Consider the following 18,780-nt stretch of genomic DNA (forward strand, 5'->3'; position numbering starts at 1 on the left):
AAACAATTACATTTCTCCCTGTCCCCGTTACCGAATTGAAAGATTTGTCCCCCGATACGCGCACCGCCGCAAGCAGGGGTTGCGATATGTGCAAAACGGGTGAAAGTAAAATGAAAGGTTGATTATTAGCCTTGAAAATAATGTGAGTTTATGATATAATGTGGGTGAAAAAGATGATGTATGACAAACATCAAATGTGAAGCAAGGGGGTGAGCATATGAAAGACATAGGCGAGAGACTGTCGTCCTACGAGCCGCTTTGGGAGAACTGGTACAAGGATTCCTATCTTGGCAGCGGAGGTTCGGGCAAGGTATATAAGTTCCGTCAGGAGCTTTACGGACAGGTGAGATACTGCGCAGTAAAGGTACTGCCCATTATCCTCGACAGAAGCGTTTCCACCACCCGCGAGAGCCGCGAGCAGGAAATGGCAGAGCGCAAACAGCAGGTGGCGGAAGAGATAAAGAATATGTACCGCCTTGGGGATAAGCCCCATCTGGTACACTGCATAAACCATACCTACCGCGATATCATCGGCGATGACGGCGATGTTATCGGCTTTGATGTGCTCATTCAGATGGAATATTATACCACACTCACCGAGTACATAAACAGCAGGGGAGTAATGTCCCCGCGTCAGGTGGCTAAGCTTGCTTCGCAGATAGGTGAAGCCCTGCGCTCAATGCAGGAGATAAATATGCTCCACCGCGATATAAAACCAGATAATATCTATGTTGACGATAAAGGCGAATTCTACCTCGGTGATTTCGGCATAGCCAAGCAGACAAGGGCGGGAAGTTTCGCCACCTTTGTGGGTACTCAGCCTTTTATGGCGCCCGAGGTCTGGAACGCCCGCACCCCCAATGAACAGCATTACGGCGCTTCCGCCGATATCTATTCACTGGGCATAACCCTGTATTATCTGCTGAATGAAGACCGTCTGCCCCTTGTGAATGAGGGCGATAACCGCAATGCAGTCGATGCGGCTATATTTTCAAGACTCAGCGGCAAAAACTTCGGCAAGCCGAAAAACGGCAGTGAAAAGCTGAAACAACTGGTCATGGATTGCTGTGCTTTCGACCCCGCCGACCGTATCCCCGATGCCGAAAAATTTCTGTCGGCACTGGAAGGCTGCTACTATACCACAGAAGATACTGATAATAAGGTAGATACAAAGTCACCCGAAACTACCCCTGCTAAAGAGGAAAAAACAGACACAAGGGACGAACTCGAACTGACCGACAGCATTTTTGTCCGCCCGGGAGATACCGAGGAGGAAGAGGAAGAACTGATAGTACGCCCCGCCCCCGCAAGACCCGAGCGTCGCAAAAAACAGCCCCCTGCAAAACTCCCGCCAAAGGAGAAAAAGCCTGCACATCTTTCAAAGGCTACAAAAAGGGCGGCACTGATCATCGGGCTGACCATATGCTTTTTACTGGGTGTAGGCGGGCTTTTCTTTACAAAGACCATATGCCTGCACCACTGGCAGGCGGCGACCTGCACAAAACCCGAGACCTGCACCCGCTGCGGAAAGACCCGCGGCGAACTGGCAGACCATGAGTTTGAGGACGCTACCTGCACCCACCCGAAACGCTGTAAAGTCTGCGGGCTGGAGGAGGGCAGCAAGCTTGAACATACCTGGATGCAGCCCGATTGCACCCACCCCAAGACCTGTACCGTCTGCGGAAAGACCGAAGGCGAAGCACTTGGACATACCTGGAAGGACGCTGACTGCGAAATGCCCCAGTACTGTGAAGTCTGCGGGCTGATAGGTCAGGACGCACTGGGTCACAAGTGGAAAGAAGCCACCTGCACCGAACCCAAGACCTGTGAGAGATGCAAAAAGACCGAGGGCAAGGCTATAGGTCACAAGTGGAAAGCCGCAACCTGCACCGAACCCGAGACCTGCGAACACTGCGGCGAAACAAGGGGCAAGGCAAAGGGTCATACCTGGAAAGAAGCCACCCTCACCAAACCCAAGACCTGTACGGTCTGCGGTGCTACCGAGGGTACAGCACTGAATTATACCTCAAAGGGCACAATGTATGTGGATACAGACGGCGATTCGCTGGCACTGCGTGAGGAAAAATCTTCCTCATCTAAAAAGCTGGCGGCCATACCCGACTGCACTCCTTTGCAGATATGGTATACAGGCAGTTCGGCATGGTACTATACCGTATATAATAACACTTACGGCTATGTGAATTCATACTACCTGTCTTCCACCGACCCCATGCTGGGTAACGGCGTGGTAAGCGGCTGGTACGATGTGGGCTATATGGACGAACTTGAAGTCGAAGTCGAGTCCGCCGAGATAGACGGCAACAAGCTGACGGTCGAACTGACCGTGACCAATACTGGTTCGGATTTCCTCTGGCCTGACCTGAACATTTATTATAACGGTTCAGAAAACGCAAGAGGCAACCTTATCGATACCACGGATATAATTCTTGTACCCTACGGCGAACGCAGTGTGAAAGTCAGCTGTCGTACCACAGGCAGCTTCGGCAGAGGCAGTTTGAAAAACATCGTTGTGGTTGACGGAAACGGAAATAAGGTACTGCTTGAACCATGATTTTGATAACTTTGCATTAAAATACTGGCAATATATCCAAAATAATTTGGCTAAAGGTCTTGCAATCAGTGAATAAATATGCTATAATATTTAGGAAAGTTGTGTAGCTTTCCAATTAAAATTTTATTTTCTGTGAACGGAGGAATAGCGTGAAAGGACTGATAAGCTTTCTTGGTTCATTCGCACTGAACCTCCTGCTGAATATATGGGGCGGACTGATAGCCGCAGTGCTTCTGGTGCTGCATTTAAAGCTGGGTCTCCCGATATGGTGCTTCTGGACGGTGCTTGGATGCTGGCTTGCAGGCATAGGCGCAAGGACGCTGTTCCTGCACTGGGTAGCTTCTCAGCCCGATGTTCCAGAAAAACCGAAGGTGAACAAGAATCCCTATTCGCAGAAAGGCTATGAACGGATAGATAGCAAAAGGTAAAATATACCATTATAATAAGGTATTATATATTTATTGAAGAATGAACAATTTTTAAGGAGGGTCTAACTATGGGACTTATTGCAGCAGCCATCGGCGCAGCAGCCGGCACAATGGCAGATCAGTGGAAGGAATATTTTTACTGTGAGGCACTCCCTGATGAAGTGCTGATGGTAAAAGGACAGAAAGTCATTACAAACAGAGGACAGAATAAAAAGGGCAGTGATAATATCATCACCGCAGGTTCTGGCATCGCAGTAGCTGACGGACAGACAATGATAATCGTTGAAGACGGCGCTATCATCGAAGTCTGCAACCGCCCCGGCAGATATACTTTTGAACTGGGCACACCATCACTGTTTGCTGACGGTAAGCTTGGTCAGAAGATCAAGCAGACATTCCAGCAGATCGGTCAGCGTATAACCTACGGCGGCGATCCCGGAAAGGACCAGAGAGTTTACTACTTCAATACCAAGCAGATCTCCAACAACCTCTTCGGCACTCCCGAGGTAGTACCTTTCAGAGTTGTTGACTCCAAGATCGGTCTTGACGTTGATGTTTCCATCAAGTGCAGCGGTATGTACACATTCCAGATAGTTGACCCCCTGCTGTTCTACACAAATATCTGCGGCAATCAGGCAAGCGAATACAGAAAAGAGACTATCGCTCCCAGAATGAAGGCTGAATTCATCGATGCGCTGACTCCTGCATTCTCCACCCTTTCGGATATGGAGATAAGACCCAACCAGATCGCAGGCAAGAAGACCGAGCTGAAGAACGCAGTAAATACCGCTCTTGCTGATTCATGGGGCAAGAATATGGGTATCGAGGTTATCGAAGTTGCCATCAAGGCTCTCAACCTGCCCAAGGAAGATCAGGAAATGATAAAGCAGGCTCAGCAGGAAAGCCAGAAGCTCTTCATGGAAGGCAGACGTATGAGTATGTACGCAGATCCTACCATGGCAGCAGGCGGACTTGTTGCAGCACAGGGCGATGCTATGCGTGCGGCAGGCAGCAATGCAGCAGGCGCTATGACAGGCTTTATGGGCGTAAATATGGCTCAGCAGGCTGGCGGCATGAATGCTCAGCAGCTATTCGCTATGGGTCAGCAGCAGGCACAGGCAGCAGCTCCCTCAGCTGACAGCTGGACTTGCTCCTGCGGTACATCAAATACAGGTAAATTCTGCCAGAACTGCGGCGCAGCCAAGCCCGCTCCCGCAGAAGTCAACGGCTGGACCTGCTCATGCGGTACAGTAAATCAGGGCAAATTCTGCCAGAACTGCGGTGCACCCAAGCCCGCAGGCGCTAAGGTATATAAGTGCGACAAGTGCGGCTGGACTCCTGCGGATCCTTCCAATCCTCCCAAGTTCTGTCCCGAGTGCGGCGACGTATTCGATGATAACGACGCAACTACCTGATAAGCGCATTTTAACATAATAATACGCGATTGCAGAGGTGCAGGCATCTCTGCAATTGTTTTGTATGGCAAAGGCTGTATCAGTCTTTTGACAGAATATAATGATTAGGAGAAACATAGATGGCAGTACAAGAATATAAATGCCCGTGCTGTGCAGGTGCCATAGAGTTCAATTCTCAGGTGCAGAAGATGAAATGCCCCTACTGCGAGACCGAGTTCGATATGGATACCCTCCTCGCATATGACGAAGACCTCAGCACAGACGGCAACGACGAGTTAGACTGGAACCCCGAAGCCAACCAGTGGCAGGAGGGCGAGACAGATAATATGCGTGTCTATTCCTGTCAGTCCTGCGGCGGTGAGATAATCGGCGATGAGACCCTTGGTGCAACTAAGTGCCCATACTGCGATAACCCCGTTGTCATGACAGGTCAGTTCCGCGGCACCCTTAAACCCGATTACGTCATACCTTTCAAGGTGGATAAGAATGCGGCGGTTGAGGGTCTTAAAAAGCACCTCATCGGCAAGAAGTTCCTGCCCAAGGTTTTCAAGGATGAGAACCATCTTGACGAGGTAAAGGGCATATACGTCCCCTGCTGGCTTTTTGATGCCGATGCCGACGGAGGTGTGCGTTATAAGTGTTCCACGACCCATTCCCATACTTCGGGCAATTACCGCATCACCGAGACAAGCTACTATTCTGTATACCGCGAGGGTACTATGTCCTTTGATAATATACCCGTTGACGGTTCCACAAAAATGCCCGATGACCTGATGGAGTCCGTAGGTCCTTTCAATTTCAAGGACGCAGTACCTTTCCAGACCGCTTATCTGGCAGGTTATCTGGCAGATAAGTACGATGTCAGTTCCGATGATTCGACAGAACGCGCCACAGTACGTGCCAAGGAAAGTGTTGACGACGCATTCAGAAATACGGTTCAGGGCTATTCCAGCGTCACCAAGGAGGGCGATAATCTCCGACTCAAACAGGCAAAGGCAAAGTATGCCCTCTATCCTGTATGGGTACTGACCACCAGCTGGAACGGCAAAACATTTCTCTTCGGCATGAACGGTCAGACAGGAAAGTTCGTAGGCAACCTGCCCTGCGACCCCAAGGCTTTCTGGCGCACATTCTTTATAACGGCCATAATATCAGCTATAGCCATATTCGGCATAGGCTATATGTTTTTCAGATAGGGGGTGCGCATCATGAAGAAGATTTTTGCAGCCCTTGCGGCAGCAGCAGTAATGGTGATAAGCGCAATACCCGCGTTTGCCTCTATTCCCGAGGAATTCGCCTCTACCCGCACTATCCCCGCGGAAAGGCTCAAGCCTCGTCTTGTAGATGATGCCGATATAATTCCTGAACTTGCAGAATCTGCCCTGCTTAAAAAGCTTGACAGGATAAGCGAGGAGTATCAGATAGACGTTGTGATATTTACCTGCTATTCACTGGGTGACAGAAGTCCTCAGGCTTATGCAGATGATTATTACGATTACAACGGTTTCGGCTTCGGGCAAAGCAAAGATGGCTTTGTGCTGATGCTTTCAATGGAAGAACGTGACCGATGGTTTTCGGGATGCGGTAAGGGCATAGAGATATTTACCGATTATGGTCAGCAGTTTATGTGGGATCAGATACTTCCCGAACTCAAAAAGGGCGACTATGCAGAGGCATTTGATGAATTTGCCGATATCAGTGAGGATTTCATCAAGGAATGGCAGAAAGGCACACCCTATGATGTAAACCACAAGGCAAAGGGCAGGCTTCATCCCGGCTGGATATTAGGTTCTCTGATAGGCGGTGCGGTTATTGGTCTTATCGTATCGGAATCCATAAAAGCACAGCTGACTAGCGTATCCATGCAGCACGGTGCTGACGACTATATACGCAAGGGCAGCTTCAAAATTACTGTTAAGCGCGATAACTTCCTGTACAAAAACGTCACAAGGACACGTATCGAGAGCAGCAGCGGAAGCAGCGGCAGAAGCGGCGGAACATCGTCACACCACAGTTCCTCAGGACACAGCCACAGTGGTTCGGGCGGAAAATTCTAAAAAAACTCGGCGGAGAACATTAAGCTCTCCGCCGTTATTTTTTTCTTAAATTTCTGTGATAAGCGATCTCACCGCTTTTCCTCTTTCTTTCTCGTCATTATCTTATCTATCTCACTTATTATCTTGTTCGCCCATTCATCGTCCTGTGCGCCCACAGTGAATACCTTGAAACCGTATGTCCGACCGTTCTGCGCAACGGAGATATCATCATCGATATGCAGGTCGATGCGGTATTTGCTGGGGTATTTCGATGGCATACCCTCCGAATGTCCCTTCTGTACTTCGTCGGCATGGCGTTTGCCGTTAACGACTTCATCAAGCTTTATGCCATAGCGGCGGAACATCCCGCGGATATATTTCTCCGAACGGAAAGATGTGGTGTATATCCAGAGTTCTATACCTGCATTCCTTATATAATTCATAAGGTCGATAGTCCCCGCCCTTAGTCTTTCCTTGTAGATCAGATTCCACGGAAAGCCCAGCGCAGGTTCAACTTTAAATTTCTTCTCTGATACGAAAAGCGTGTCATCAAGATCAAATGAAACTTTCATAGGCCTGAACTAATCCCTTGTAAATTCCTTGCGATACTCGCCGGGAGTTATCTCTTCATACCTCTTGAAAAGTTCGCACAGGTATCCGGGGGTGCAGAAGCCTGTTTCCACAGCTATCTGTTCGATAGGCTTCTCCGTATTTGCAAGAAGCGTCTTAGCCTCGCGTATACGGCGTTTTGCCACATATTCAGTAGGACGGCAGTTAAGGGACTTTCTGAAAAGCCTGCACAGATGCTGTTTGCTGACACCGGATACATCGCAAAGCTGTTCCAGCGTTATCTTTTCGGGATAATTGCGGTTTATGTACTCGATAGCCTTTACCAGCGGTCCCGAGGGTTCGCTGCCCTCGTACTCGCCTGATACTACCCTGTAAAAATCTATAAGGAAGTTATAAAGCAGTCCCGATGCGCGATAATTACCAAATATCGTATCACTGCGGAGCGCCTCATGCATCTTCATAAAGCCTTCTTCCAGCACATTAATATCGCTAAGCCTGAACACGCGGGGTTCTGTCATGCCGAATTCTTTCAGCATACGGTCATAGCCGTAGCCCCCTGCGGTTATCCAGCGGGTATCCCAAAGATCACCTGTGGTATAGTATTCATGCGGCGTTTCAGCAGGCAGGAAAAATCCCATATTAGGGGATATGCGGTAGCTTGCGCCGCCTACGTTCAGCATACCGCTGCCCTTTGTGCAGTAGATTATCTGCGGGTAGCGGAAGCCCTCGGGTCTGCTTACGTGGGACTGATATTCATTCTGTCCGATGGTTATTATGTATATAGGCAAACGTGTCTCGGTGCCTACGATAGGGTAATCGTCAAAGAACATGGTGTGTAACCTCCATAGGTTAATATTGTTATATTTATAATACCACAAATACTCTCCATCGTCAAGAGCAAACAAGCCCTCGTGCAAAATTCCACATTCTAAATAATTGTAGACTGCGACTTTTGTGCATTTACACGAAGATGCTCTTTTCTGTCTCAAAATTGTTGACAACTATCCTTGTCAGTGGTATAATGCAAATATGACAAGGATAGTTGTCATAAAGAAAAGAATACTTGTCAAAGTGAAAAAGATAATTGTCAGAATGAAAGGAAGTATTGTCATGAAAGAGAACATAGCATCTATAAACGGAAAGATAAGCCAGACAGATATAAGCAAGGTAAGGATGAAAAAGTTCGCTGACCCCAATTTTACCGCCCTTTTCGATGATACCGAAAAAGTAAAGGCAGCCTGTGAAAAAGCTTTGGGCAGCAAGGGCATTGCCTACTGTCTCACCAATAAAGAGAAGCAGTGCATATGCCTTTATACCTTCGATAAGATCATCGACCCCGACGACAAAAAGCGTTTCAGGCTGGTAAAGAACTACAATTTTACGGCAAAGGGCTATGAGTTGAAAGAAGATGCTTTTGTTGAATATCTCAAAGCACAGATACAGGAGATAATCGTCTTCACAGGTGTTAATTCTGTTGACTGGAACGGCGAGATAACCACTGCAAAGGATGTTGAGGACAGCGGTTTTGCCCCCTTTGGTATGACAGCATCGTCATTTTTCACCTTTTCGATAGTATTCTTCATTTGCTTCAAGGATAACACCATGAATGTCATAGGATTTGTATTTCTGATACTGGGATTCATCACGTTATGCAGCGGTGCGGCTATCAGGATAGGCAAGGATAAGGTGAATATCGGCGGCAATGAGGATGACGAGAAGAAAGAGGATATGCAGCTTTGAAAATAGGGGCTTAAACATAAGCACAAATAATAAGACCTCCGAAAAATTTCTCGGAGGTCAGGGTAAAAACGGACAAGGAGTGGTGAGATGCCGCTTTACAATCATTTAAAAGAGATGCGTGCCCGTCTTGGGGTAAATCAGGCTGAGATGGGCAAGCTGGCAGGTACTTCCCGACAGACTATCAGCCAGATAGAACGGGGAGATTATTCGCCGTCGGTCACGCTGGCGCTGAAACTGGCGAAGATATGCAAGGTAAGTGTAGAAGATATTTTTGAATATGAGGAGGACGAAAATGAAAAAGAGTAAGACACTGAATGTGGTTCTGAAAGTTGCGTGTGTTGTACTGGTGATGTATTTTTTGGGTTACGCTGTCGGAAGAATGGCGGGAAAAGCCACCAAGGGAGTGGATTTCAGGGAAATATTCAGGGTAAACGAAAAGTACGCCGCGATAGTATTGACTGTTCTGCACGCTGTAATAGTAATAGGCGGACTTATCACTGCTTTTGCGAAAATGATATCAGCAAAAAAAGCCGCCGAAAAGTGGGACGGCGACGATGAAGACTATATCGACAGTGTGGAAAGCACCCTTGACCATGCTAATATCATCGGTTCCACCGACATGATATTCAATACCATGCTTTTAGCAAGTGCAGTATATTTCCTGGAAAAGTCAAGGGTATCTGCAGCGCTGTTTACATTGGTCACAGTGGTATTCCTGCTGGGTATGGCAGGTGCCCTTTTACTGACTGACAGATGTGTGGACCTCGTCAAAAAGCTGAATCCCGAAAAACAAGGTTCGGTATTTGACCCCAAATTTGAGAAAAAATGGCTCGACAGCTGTGACGAAGCCCAGAAACAGCTGATATGGCAGGCAGGATTCACCGCATACAGGGCGGGAAATGTCGCTTGTTTGTTCATGTGGTTCCTGGCTTTTGTACTTCAGACGATACTGCACTACGGGCTTATCCCAATAATATGCATAGGTGTCATATGGCTGACAATGAACACCGCATACTGCGTTACGGCGTATAAGCTTGAACATAAGCACTGATATCCCCAAAAAGCCGCAGATATGGCTCACTGCATAGTAACAGTCAGTATGAATTTGCCGTTTGAAAGCGCAGCGGAGATAGTCCCGTCCAGCATTTCGGTAAACTGCTTGGCTATCGCAAGCCCGAGTCCTGTGTTGCCCTTGGTGCGGGAGATATCGGTAGTGTAGAATTCATCGAAGATATGTTCGGTGTCGATATCCTGAGAGATAGGAACGTTCTCAAAGGTTATACGCAGTTCATCGCTTTCGATCACGGTGATGGTCAGGTCGCCTTCGCCGTGTTTCAGGGCGTTGCCGATGAGGTTATCGAAAATTCGCAGCAGCATATTCCTGTTTGATGATACCATTCGTTTGCGCTGTGTGCAGTTGAATACTATCTGCCTGTCCCTGCCGCAGTAGTCATCGTAGTAATGTACTATTGCTTCTTCAAGTACGGCTACGATATCAATGTTTGATCTTTCGGGACTTTTGCCGCAGGAGATTATCTTCCACAGCTCGAAGAATGAGTTTATCAGCTCCTGAAGTCTGATAAGGCGGTTTTCGATTATGGCGAGCTCCCGTCTTTTTTCTTCCTCGGATAGATCCGAATGCTGTATCAGGTCGATATAACCCATGGCAGAGGTCAGCGGTGTGCGCAGGTCGTGGGATACATTGGTTATCATCTGCTCAAGAGAGTGATTTTTCTTTTTGTATTCAGCCTTTGTCTCGCGTATCTCTTTCAGCATGGAGTTTATCTCAACGATAAGCTTATCTGCCATGCCGTTTTCGCCGTTGATAAGGCGGTTCGTGTCCTGATTTCTCAGCTCGGCGAGCTGTTTTGCTATGTTAGCCAGCTCTTTCTTTTCAAGCATAAAAAGCGCCGTCACGACAGCAAGTATCACCGATAAAATTATAACTGCCGCTGTCATATCGGCACCCCCAATCCTAAGATCGATATTTATTCATCATCAAACGCCGCAGCTCAGTCTTTTGCTGCGGCGTATAGTATTTCAGACTTCTCTGTTTTTCCAGGTGATATATCCAAGCACACATGATATCACGGTCACGGCTGCGGATACTATGTAGCAGTCGGTGCGGTAGCTTTGCGAACAGCCTAAAGCAAGGTTGCCTATCATGGTGCTGACCTCGAATTTTACCAATTTTTCGGTGATCTTCTGCGCACTATCTATATCACAGAGTATTGACAGGATAACTGAATACACCAGAGGTGAGATTATCACAATGGAGTTGAATGCAGCACCCTTTTTGAAGAAGAAAGCAAGGAAAATGAACAAGGATACTATCGCCACAAAAACAGGGAACTGTCCGAAAAGGACTTTTGAAAATTCACCGAGGGACGAACTGTACTTGCTGCCGTTGACAGCGCGGTTTACGAAATAGAATATGTAGTTCGCACCGAGGAAACAGCTCAGGCAGTAAACAATAGCAAACAGGGTCTTAGCGACATAGAACCTGCCCTTGCTGACGGCTGAGGTTATGGTGTTTTTGATGGTATGCTCGGTGAATTCCGCAGTGATTATTCCGAAAACAGGCATTATAAGCAGAAAGTAGTACAGAAGGTTCATGGCTGTCTGCTTGATATCCAGCTTCTGAGCACCGTTCAGGTCGAAATCTCCGCCCAGAAGTATGCCGCCGGGCTCATGCAAGGCTATGGACGTCATTGAGACCATTATAGATATCAGCCAGAATATGATGAAGCCCTTTGTCTTTACTATGCGGTAAAGATCCGCTTTCATAAGATTTATCATGACTTCACCTCCCCGACCAGCTGCTTGAAATAATCCTCCAGCGAAACGCCTGATTCATGTATCTTCATTACATCCACATCGTTCTGCACCAGTGTCCTGTTAACGATATTGGACTTTGCATTCTCGTCGTATATCCTTATCTCATGGTTGTCTATCACCTTATAATCAGTGATGCCCAGATTTCTTTCAAGTATAGTCGAAGCTTTTGCGGTATCGTCTGTACCCAGTGTTATACATCTGCTACATTCAAGGTCCAGTTCGGATCTTGATACCTCTTTCAGGACTTTTCCGCTGTCGATGAACAGGAATCTGTTAGCCACCGCATAGAGTTCCGAAAGGATATGGCTGGATATTATCAGCGTCATGCCCCTTTCGTGTGAAAGCCTGCGGAAAGTATCACGCAGTTCGCTGATGCCTATGGGGTCAAGACCGTTTATCGGTTCATCAAGTATGACTATATCGGGATTATCCAGTACAGCAAAGGCTATGCCCAGCCTCTGCTTCATACCCAGTGAAAAGGTCTTGAACTTTTTGTTCCTGGCGTCGCTCAGTTTTACAAGGTCAAGCACTTCGTCTATCTGCCTGCGGTCAGCTATGCCTTTCTGATAGCAGTAGTAGCGCAGGTTCTGGTAAGCTGTCATATTCCCGAAAAATGCAGGATTTTCAATAAGACAGCCTATGCGCCGCTTTTCGTTTTCCGCCGCAAGACCTGTTTTTCCGAACAGGGAATACTCGCCGTTTGTAGGGGCGGTAAGACCAGAAACCACTTTCATCATAGTTGTCTTGCCTGCACCGTTCCTGCCGATAAGACCGTAGATATCTCCTTTGTATACAGTCATATCAGCATGGTCGAGGGCAGTGGATCTTCCGTAGCTTTTTGTAAGCTTCTTTGTCTGAAGTACGATCTCTCGCATTTTCCTGACCTCCGTTCTTCTGTTATAGTAAACGACATCAGAAACTGCACTTTAAGTTCTGTAAAACCGCTGTTTATGTCGTATGTCGCGGGATAACAACGATGTCGTTTGCTATGTTTTTATTATAACAGTAAGGTCTTAATAAACACTTAAATCAACCCTTAAAAAAATCTTAACCGATCATTTCTTCATGCGGTAGCCTATGCCCCATACAGTTTCTATGTATTCCTCGTCGCTGCACTCCTTCAGCTTTTTGCGAAGCTTGCTCATATGCACGTTCAGGGTATTGTCGTCGGCGGAATTTTCATAATCCCAGACGGTATCGTATATAAGGCTTTTGGTGCAGGTGCGGTTCTGGTTTTCCATAAAAAGTTTCAGCAGTGCGAATTCATAGCGGGGGAGTTCCACTTCCTTGCCTGCTACTTTCACTGTGAAATTAGTGACATTCAGCTCTATATCCTTAAAGGTTATCATCTCACCCGATGCAGTCCCCGAATTCGCCCTCAGCCTTGCGCCGATACGTGCAAGGAGCTCGTCATTATTGAAAGGCTTTGTGATGTAGTCATCTGCCCCCAATGAAAAAAGATCGACCTTTTTTTCAACATCGTGTATGGCACTTGTAATTATCACAGGGACGTTGTGCTTCTCTTTAAGGTCACGTATAACTTCTTCACCGCTGCGCCCGGGAAGCATCAGGTCAAGTAGTATAAGGTCAACGTCCCTGCTGTGGGCGAGAAGCCCCTCAGTGCCCGAATAGGCGCTTATGGTGCTGTATCCGTTTTGCCTTAGCAGTATGCGGAGCATATCGTTTATCTCGGCATCGTCTTCTATTATAAGTATTGTTTTTTGCATATAGTTTTCTACCTCCGTTTTGTTCTACTTTGTCTTTATCGGATCTAATGACTTTATTCCGACCTCGGTATGGGGTCAGTAACAAGTCCGTTATATATTATAACAAATTATTTCCCGATTGTAAAGGCATCGGGAATAATTTATCGGGTATACTTTGTATAACCGTCCGTAACGTATCGAGCTCTCTGGGAACATGATAAAAGGCGGGTAGCCCCGCCTTACGATCAGTCTATAATATCGTCTGCAACATCTCTGCCTGTGTCGATGGTGTCATCAATGACATCGTTGCCCCCTTCGAGGATATCGTCTATACCCTCACCGATACGGCTCATAACGTCACCCGAATCATCGCGGGATATGTCATTGTCGCGGAGTGATGATTCCTCGTCCCTCCTGGAAGAACTTTCCTCACGGCGTGATGATACCTCATCTTTACGTGAAGTCTCAGCCTTTGAGGTAACAGCGGGGCGTGTTGTGGTCACGGTACTGCTTTCCTCGTACTTTCCCGTCTTATACTCAGAATCATTGCGTTCGCCTGCCGAACAGGCTGTAATGGCTGCCGCTGCCGACAGCGCACAGATGGTCACTGCAAGATATCTTTTCATAGTTATCTTTCCTTTCTTTTATGGCATACTATCGTTAAACGGTTCTTATCTGCCGTTCACTGTTTTTATTATTGACCATGTTAACGTGATTATACGGTGTCATGATAACATACTAAATTTTACCTGCTGAAAGTTCATAAAAAACCTGACCATAATTCATTTATTGGGTTGAAAAAAATTCTTAAATATGTTATAATGTCAAAAGGTAATTTTTATTTATATTTTTGATATTTTCACGTCGGGACGTTTTGCGGTGTGAGGGATATCAAGGAAACTGGAGTGTTAGAAAATGGAAAAAACAAGCGGAACAAAGCGAAATTCATTTTCAAGCTCCCTGGGCTTCGTGCTTGCTGCGGCAGGTTCGGCTGTGGGACTTGGAAACATCTGGAGATTTCCCTATCTGGCGGCTAAAAACGGTGGCGGTATCTTTCTGGTTATATACCTGATACTCGCCCTGACCTTCGGCTTCACCCTGCTGGTCAGCGAAGTTGCAATGGGCAGAAAGACCAGGCAGGGATGTCTGACAGCTTACGGTGAACTTCACAAAAAGTCAAAGTGGATAGGCGTTTTCGCGGAGATAGTACCTTTTATGATACTTCCTTACTACTGCCTGATAGGCGGCTGGGTGCTGAAGTATTTTACTGTATTCGCAACGGGCAACGGCACTGCTGCGGCGTCTGACGATTATTTCGGCGGATTCATCACCGCACCTGTTTCGCCCATTATATTCGACGTTATTTTCCTTGGTGCGACGGCTATCGTTATCGCACTGGGCGTAAACAAGGGCATTGAGTCCATATCAAAGGTACTTATGCCTCTGCTTCTGTTGACGATAATAGGTATATCGATATTCGCGCTGACACTGAAAGGCAATGACGGCAGAACAGGTCTGGACGGCTTCAAGATTTTCGTTGTACCGAATCTGGAAGGCATGGGCGCAAAGGATATATTCAACGTTGTGCTTGACGCTATGGGACAGCTGTTCTACTCAATAAGCGTTGCTATGGGTATCATGGTAACTTACGGTTCATACTTCAAGGACGACGAGAACCTGATGAAGTCTGTAAACCGCATCGAGATATTCGATACACTGGTAGCTTTCCTGGCAGGCGTTATGATAATCCCTGCTGTATACGCTTTCATGGGCGATGAGGGTCTGAAAGAAGCAGGTCCCAGTTTGATGTTCAAATCACTCCCCAAGGTATTTGAAGCTATGGGTCCTGCGGGCACATGGATAGGCGCGGCATTCTTTATAATGGTACTGTTCGCTGCGCTGACAAGTTCCATATCCATACTTGAAGCCGTTGTTTCGGGTCTGATGGACAAGTTCGGATGGTCTCGTAAAAAGGCTGTTACTATCGAAACAGCTGCTGCACTGGCACTGGGCGTAGTTATCTGCCTGGGCTACAATGTATTCTACTTCGACCTGAAACTGCCCAACGGAAGCGTAGGTCAGATACTGGATATCTTCGATTATATCTCCAATAATATCCTGATGCCCGTTGTTGCTATCAGCACCTGCATACTCATAGGCTGGATAGTAAAGCCCAAGACCATCATCGACGAAGCTACTAAAAACGGCGAACGTTTCGGCAGAAAGGGGATGTACATCGTTATGGTAAAATTTATCGAGCCTGTACTGCTTTTCCTTTTGCTGCTGGGTTCACTGGGCGTTTGGGAAAAGCTTCTGAAATAATATAAAGCAGCCACTCCCGAAAATGAGGTGATATCATGACTATATCCGATAAATATGATGTACAGACAGGCTATTTAAAAAAGGAAGCTTTTGAAGAATTTGCCGATATGGCAGAACGTGAAGACAAATTCAAAAGCGTACCGATAGGCGTGCTGTTTACGGATATAAATGATCTGAAAAAATATCATGATTATCACGGTCATGCGATGAGCGATCTGCAGATCAGAAAAGTGGCTTTGGTAATAGAGGAAGCCACCAAATGCAGAGGTGAGTACTATCGCTTCGGCGGTGACGAGTTCGTAGTGGTGTTCTGGGGTTTTAAAAAAGAAGAGTTTGACAGATACACGAAGTCTGTTGATGATTCCAGAAAAAGTCTGGAAGAATCAGGCAGTATCACCTTTGCGGCGGGATCATGCTTTGCTGAGTCCGTTAAGGATATACGTTTTGCATTGAAAACCGCATATGAGAATATGCGTGCCGACAAGGAGCGGTATCATGCCGAGCACCCTTAAACTGAATATTTCGGGGTATTTGATAATATAAAATCGGGGAGTTCCTTTTGAAGAGGGACTCCCTGTTTTTATATAAGTGTGTGGGCTGAGCGGATATTTGCTTTGGTGTATAGTTGCCGACTTCTAGCGCGGCAATATTTCCAACAAAGAAATAGCGTGGACATTTGTATTGTCCACGCTATGAATGTTTATATTGTCGCGACTTTTGGGTTCAGAAGTTTGAGGAGTTTGTAGTCGTGTTGATTTTGTTGATCATTAGTGTTCGTGTGACCTTGATTTTGCTTCACGTACACGGAAAATATGTATCACCTGTGCAAAGATAATGAGGACGATACCCAGTCCGAAAAGTATGCCGTTTACGAAGATTAGTCTGTCGGTCACGCCATATATAGCGCTTGTGATAGCATAGTAAACACTTTTGTTTTCCATGAACAGACCGTCGAAATAATTTGTAAATCGGCAGAAAAGTGACGGAATAAGGAAAACTCCAGAGCAGGAGAAAAACAGCGTTCCAAACCAGTAGGGCATATCGAATGGGTGGTGGCGGTCGATGTAGAACATAAGACCCAGCAGCACTGCAAGAACAAAGACACATATGCCGATACCAAGGCTAAGTTCGGGAACTATCTTTCTGAAGACAGAAGCTGATGAGCTCAGCGCCAGTTTTTTTGCCATCAGGACATCGAATGTGGAATTTATTTTCTTTTCTGCAATATCGATGGTATTATCTATGGAAGCGTAGTAATCTTTGTCTTTTTCGATCCCTCTGTCATCGGCATCTTTTTCTACATATTCGATAATATCGTTCTCGAATTCGGTGAAGTCGTAATCGACATCCGGTTTTGAAAGAGATCTGCCGAACATATAATCAAGGGAACTTCTGGTGAGTTTTTTCGCGGTGACGGAAACTTTTTCTTCATCAAGGCTTTTGGTGTAGACCTCTTTCGGGATCCCGGTTGGATTGGAATACTGACCGAGGTATTCGTCTATCTCGTCATACAGTGCTTTATCAGAGCCGCTGCTGCTTATAGTCCACACATAATAATCGGTATTGAAGACCATTTTATGGCAGAATATAAGAGCCTCTGTCAGTACTGCAAACAGGCTTGCAAATATGGCTAAGGCCAGCATCGGGCGGTAGTGATATAGTCGTTTCATTCCTTTGTCTCGACCTCTTTCCATTCTATATCCTTCAGCTTGCATATGAAAGCAAGGCGGTATTGGGACATACCGAGTCTGCCCTCGTTCCAACAGGTATACATAGTCAGTCTGTCATCATCGGTGGGGTAGACATATGTATAATCAGATTCGTGGAAAACAACTCTTTCATCGATTATATAGGTGCATTTGCAGTAAGAGGTCTCAAGTGTGACAACGTCGCCTATTTCGCACTTAGGCAGATTATAGAAAAAAGTGTGGTTATGACCCGCAATAACGACGTTGCCCGGTCTGCCGATAAATACGGAACCGTTGTACCAGCCTGCGCCTTTTTCAAGTACATAGGCGTCCTGGCCGCTGTAAACGGGGACCTTTTTTAATCCGGCGGCTTCGCAGTTGAGTTCGGCATAATAATCGCCATAGTAAGGATAGACCATGGTATGAGTTTCCTGCTTGCCGTTGACTTCGACTTCGACTTCCTTGATCTGATCGGGGGCATCGTCGTCGCGGTATTTATTGATAGTACGGAGATTTCTTACCTCCATTGGTGTAGCGCCGAATGTCGTATCGAGGTATGGTTTAAAGTTCTTGAATGGTTTAAATAATGCGAGAACAGCCGTGCTGCACAATAAAACTAATATCAAAAAAGGTGTGAGAACATAGGTAACTGTCCTCAACACCCGTGATGACGAAGTTTTATGCTTATGAGCGTGCTGTTCCGTTTTCTTTACGGCATCACTCATGATAAATCACTCCGAAATATAATTTTGATTAAGCTCTGTTCTTCTTAGCAACCATGAACACACCGAAGCCAGCCATTGCAAGAGTAACAGCTGCTACAGCTGCTGCTGCACTGGATGTCTCAGTCTCACCTGCACCTGTGGAAGCAACAGGATTGTCGCTCTTGATAGTAGTGCCGCCTGCATTGTTGTTGCTGCCGCCGTTGCCATTGCCGTTTCCATTGGAAGAGCTGTTGTCGTGCTTGTGCTCAGCTGCAACTGCAAAATGAACGTCATCTACCTTGGTGATAGTAACGGTTACGTTGTGCTTCTTACCGAGGTTGATAAGTGCGTCCTGAATAGCCTTCTTCTCGTCCTCAGTCCACTCCTTACCGATAAGGATCTTATCCTGTTCGCTAAGGTCAGCCGGAGCCTTATCAACCTTCTGCTTAGCACCGCCAAGGCAGTAAGGTGCAACATAAGTGTTCTTTATGTTGTTAAGTTCAGCAATCATATCATCGTACTCATCGCTGGTGAAGCAATCCTTGTGTACCTGCAGGAAGTTGTCCAGTTCCTGAACGTTGTTAGCCTGAACGCCTGCGTCTTTTGCTGCCTGAACTGCATCTTCATATGTAGTAGCAAATGCAGATATAGACATTGAAGCTGCTATAACAGTTGCTGCTGCAAATGCAGAAATCTTCTTTATCATGTCATATTCCTCCAAACTCAAATCTTTTTTAGGTATAGCCCTCGACTATCTCCTC

At 46.5% G+C, this 18,780-nt stretch carries 20 protein-coding genes; 10 read left to right on the forward strand and 10 right to left on the reverse strand.

Going from position 1 to position 18,780, the window contains the following annotated elements; genetic code table 11:
- The first annotated feature begins 217 nt into the window (after window positions 1-217).
- From N773_RS0100545 to N773_RS0100565, 5 genes are all read left to right on the forward strand, one after another.
- Window positions 218-2,572: a protein kinase domain-containing protein gene (locus N773_RS0100545; RefSeq protein WP_024855933.1), complete on the forward strand. Its 2,355-nt coding sequence runs from the start codon at window positions 218-220 to the stop codon at window positions 2,570-2,572.
- 149 nt (window positions 2,573-2,721) lie between these two features.
- On the forward strand, window positions 2,722-3,000 hold the full coding sequence (locus N773_RS0100550) for a hypothetical protein (RefSeq protein WP_024855934.1): 279 nt from the start codon (window positions 2,722-2,724) through the stop codon (window positions 2,998-3,000).
- A gap of 68 nt (window positions 3,001-3,068) precedes the next feature.
- A complete protein-coding gene (locus N773_RS0100555) occupies window positions 3,069-4,415 on the forward strand; it encodes an SPFH domain-containing protein (protein WP_024855935.1) in 1,347 nt (448 codons plus the stop codon).
- Between the two features lie 119 nt (window positions 4,416-4,534).
- Window positions 4,535-5,611, forward strand: a complete 1,077-nt coding sequence (locus tag N773_RS0100560; protein WP_024855936.1) for a hypothetical protein — start codon at window positions 4,535-4,537, stop codon at window positions 5,609-5,611.
- A 12-nt stretch (window positions 5,612-5,623) separates the two neighbouring features.
- Window positions 5,624-6,472, forward strand: coding sequence for a TPM domain-containing protein (locus tag N773_RS0100565; protein ID WP_037286760.1), 849 nt, complete (start codon window positions 5,624-5,626; stop codon window positions 6,470-6,472).
- A gap of 68 nt (window positions 6,473-6,540) precedes the next feature.
- Here N773_RS0100565 and N773_RS0100570 read toward each other — a convergent pair whose 3' ends face one another.
- Together N773_RS0100570 and N773_RS0100575 are read right to left on the reverse strand one after the other, a co-directional pair.
- Window positions 6,541-7,023, reverse strand: coding sequence for a hypothetical protein (locus tag N773_RS0100570; RefSeq protein WP_024855938.1), 483 nt, complete (start codon window positions 7,021-7,023; stop codon window positions 6,541-6,543).
- A gap of 9 nt (window positions 7,024-7,032) precedes the next feature.
- Window positions 7,033-7,851, reverse strand: coding sequence for an AraC family transcriptional regulator (locus N773_RS0100575; protein ID WP_024855939.1), 819 nt, complete (start codon window positions 7,849-7,851; stop codon window positions 7,033-7,035).
- A gap of 280 nt (window positions 7,852-8,131) precedes the next feature.
- Between N773_RS0100575 and N773_RS0100580 the strand changes: the two genes are divergently transcribed.
- The 3 genes from N773_RS0100580 to N773_RS0100590 all read left to right on the forward strand — a co-directional run bounded on the left by N773_RS0100580 (window position 8,132) and on the right by N773_RS0100590 (window position 9,812).
- Window positions 8,132-8,761 carry a hypothetical protein gene (locus N773_RS0100580; protein ID WP_024855940.1) on the forward strand — a complete coding sequence of 210 codons (630 nt, stop codon included), beginning with the start codon at window positions 8,132-8,134 and terminating at the stop codon, window positions 8,759-8,761.
- A gap of 87 nt (window positions 8,762-8,848) precedes the next feature.
- The gene (locus N773_RS0100585; RefSeq protein ID WP_024855941.1) at window positions 8,849-9,067 is read left to right on the forward strand and encodes a helix-turn-helix transcriptional regulator; all 219 of its coding nucleotides are present in this window, start codon (window positions 8,849-8,851) and stop codon (window positions 9,065-9,067) included.
- Window positions 9,054-9,812, forward strand: a complete 759-nt coding sequence (locus tag N773_RS0100590; protein WP_024855942.1) for a DUF3169 family protein — start codon at window positions 9,054-9,056, stop codon at window positions 9,810-9,812. The genes N773_RS0100585 and N773_RS0100590 overlap by 14 nt, the downstream gene beginning before the upstream one ends.
- Window positions 9,813-9,838: 26 nt before the next feature.
- Here N773_RS0100590 and N773_RS0100595 read toward each other — a convergent pair whose 3' ends face one another.
- The 5 genes from N773_RS0100595 to N773_RS0100615 form a co-directional block, all read right to left on the reverse strand.
- Window positions 9,839-10,720 carry a sensor histidine kinase gene (locus N773_RS0100595; protein WP_024855943.1) on the reverse strand — a complete coding sequence of 294 codons (882 nt, stop codon included), beginning with the start codon at window positions 10,718-10,720 and terminating at the stop codon, window positions 9,839-9,841.
- A gap of 81 nt (window positions 10,721-10,801) precedes the next feature.
- Window positions 10,802-11,560: an ABC transporter permease gene (locus N773_RS0100600; RefSeq protein ID WP_024855944.1), complete on the reverse strand. Its 759-nt coding sequence runs from the start codon at window positions 11,558-11,560 to the stop codon at window positions 10,802-10,804.
- Window positions 11,557-12,474, reverse strand: a complete 918-nt coding sequence (locus N773_RS0100605) for an ATP-binding cassette domain-containing protein (RefSeq protein WP_024855945.1) — start codon at window positions 12,472-12,474, stop codon at window positions 11,557-11,559. The genes N773_RS0100600 and N773_RS0100605 overlap by 4 nt, the downstream gene beginning before the upstream one ends.
- 180 nt (window positions 12,475-12,654) lie before the next feature.
- Complete coding sequence (locus N773_RS0100610) at window positions 12,655-13,326, reverse strand: response regulator transcription factor (RefSeq protein WP_024855946.1); 672 nt, start codon at window positions 13,324-13,326, stop codon at window positions 12,655-12,657.
- Window positions 13,327-13,550: 224 nt separating this feature from the next.
- Complete coding sequence (locus tag N773_RS0100615) at window positions 13,551-13,931, reverse strand: hypothetical protein (RefSeq protein ID WP_024855947.1); 381 nt, start codon at window positions 13,929-13,931, stop codon at window positions 13,551-13,553.
- 289 nt (window positions 13,932-14,220) lie between these two features.
- Between N773_RS0100615 and N773_RS0100620 the strand changes: the two genes are divergently transcribed.
- Complete coding sequence (locus tag N773_RS0100620; RefSeq protein ID WP_024855948.1) at window positions 14,221-15,627, forward strand: sodium-dependent transporter; 1,407 nt, start codon at window positions 14,221-14,223, stop codon at window positions 15,625-15,627.
- Window positions 15,628-15,662: 35 nt separating this feature from the next.
- The gene (locus N773_RS0100625; RefSeq protein WP_024855949.1) at window positions 15,663-16,139 is read left to right on the forward strand and encodes a GGDEF domain-containing protein; all 477 of its coding nucleotides are present in this window, start codon (window positions 15,663-15,665) and stop codon (window positions 16,137-16,139) included.
- Between the two features lie 255 nt (window positions 16,140-16,394).
- Here the strand turns inward: N773_RS0100625 and N773_RS0100630 are convergent, their stop codons facing one another.
- Genes N773_RS0100630 through N773_RS0100640 form a run of 3 tightly spaced genes read right to left on the reverse strand, consistent with a single transcriptional unit; the run spans window position 16,395 to window position 18,725 of the window.
- Window positions 16,395-17,270, reverse strand: a complete 876-nt coding sequence (locus N773_RS0100630; RefSeq protein WP_242840334.1) for a hypothetical protein — start codon at window positions 17,268-17,270, stop codon at window positions 16,395-16,397.
- A gap of 23 nt (window positions 17,271-17,293) precedes the next feature.
- On the reverse strand, window positions 17,294-18,040 hold the full coding sequence (locus N773_RS0100635; RefSeq protein ID WP_024855951.1) for a class D sortase: 747 nt from the start codon (window positions 18,038-18,040) through the stop codon (window positions 17,294-17,296).
- A 28-nt stretch (window positions 18,041-18,068) separates the two neighbouring features.
- Window positions 18,069-18,725, reverse strand: coding sequence for a hypothetical protein (locus N773_RS0100640; protein ID WP_024855952.1), 657 nt, complete (start codon window positions 18,723-18,725; stop codon window positions 18,069-18,071).
- Between the last annotated feature and the right edge of the window lie 55 nt (window positions 18,726-18,780).

It is taken from the genome of Ruminococcus albus AD2013 (assembly GCF_000526775.1).
Classification (GTDB): domain Bacteria; phylum Bacillota; class Clostridia; order Oscillospirales; family Ruminococcaceae; genus Hominimerdicola; species Hominimerdicola alba_A.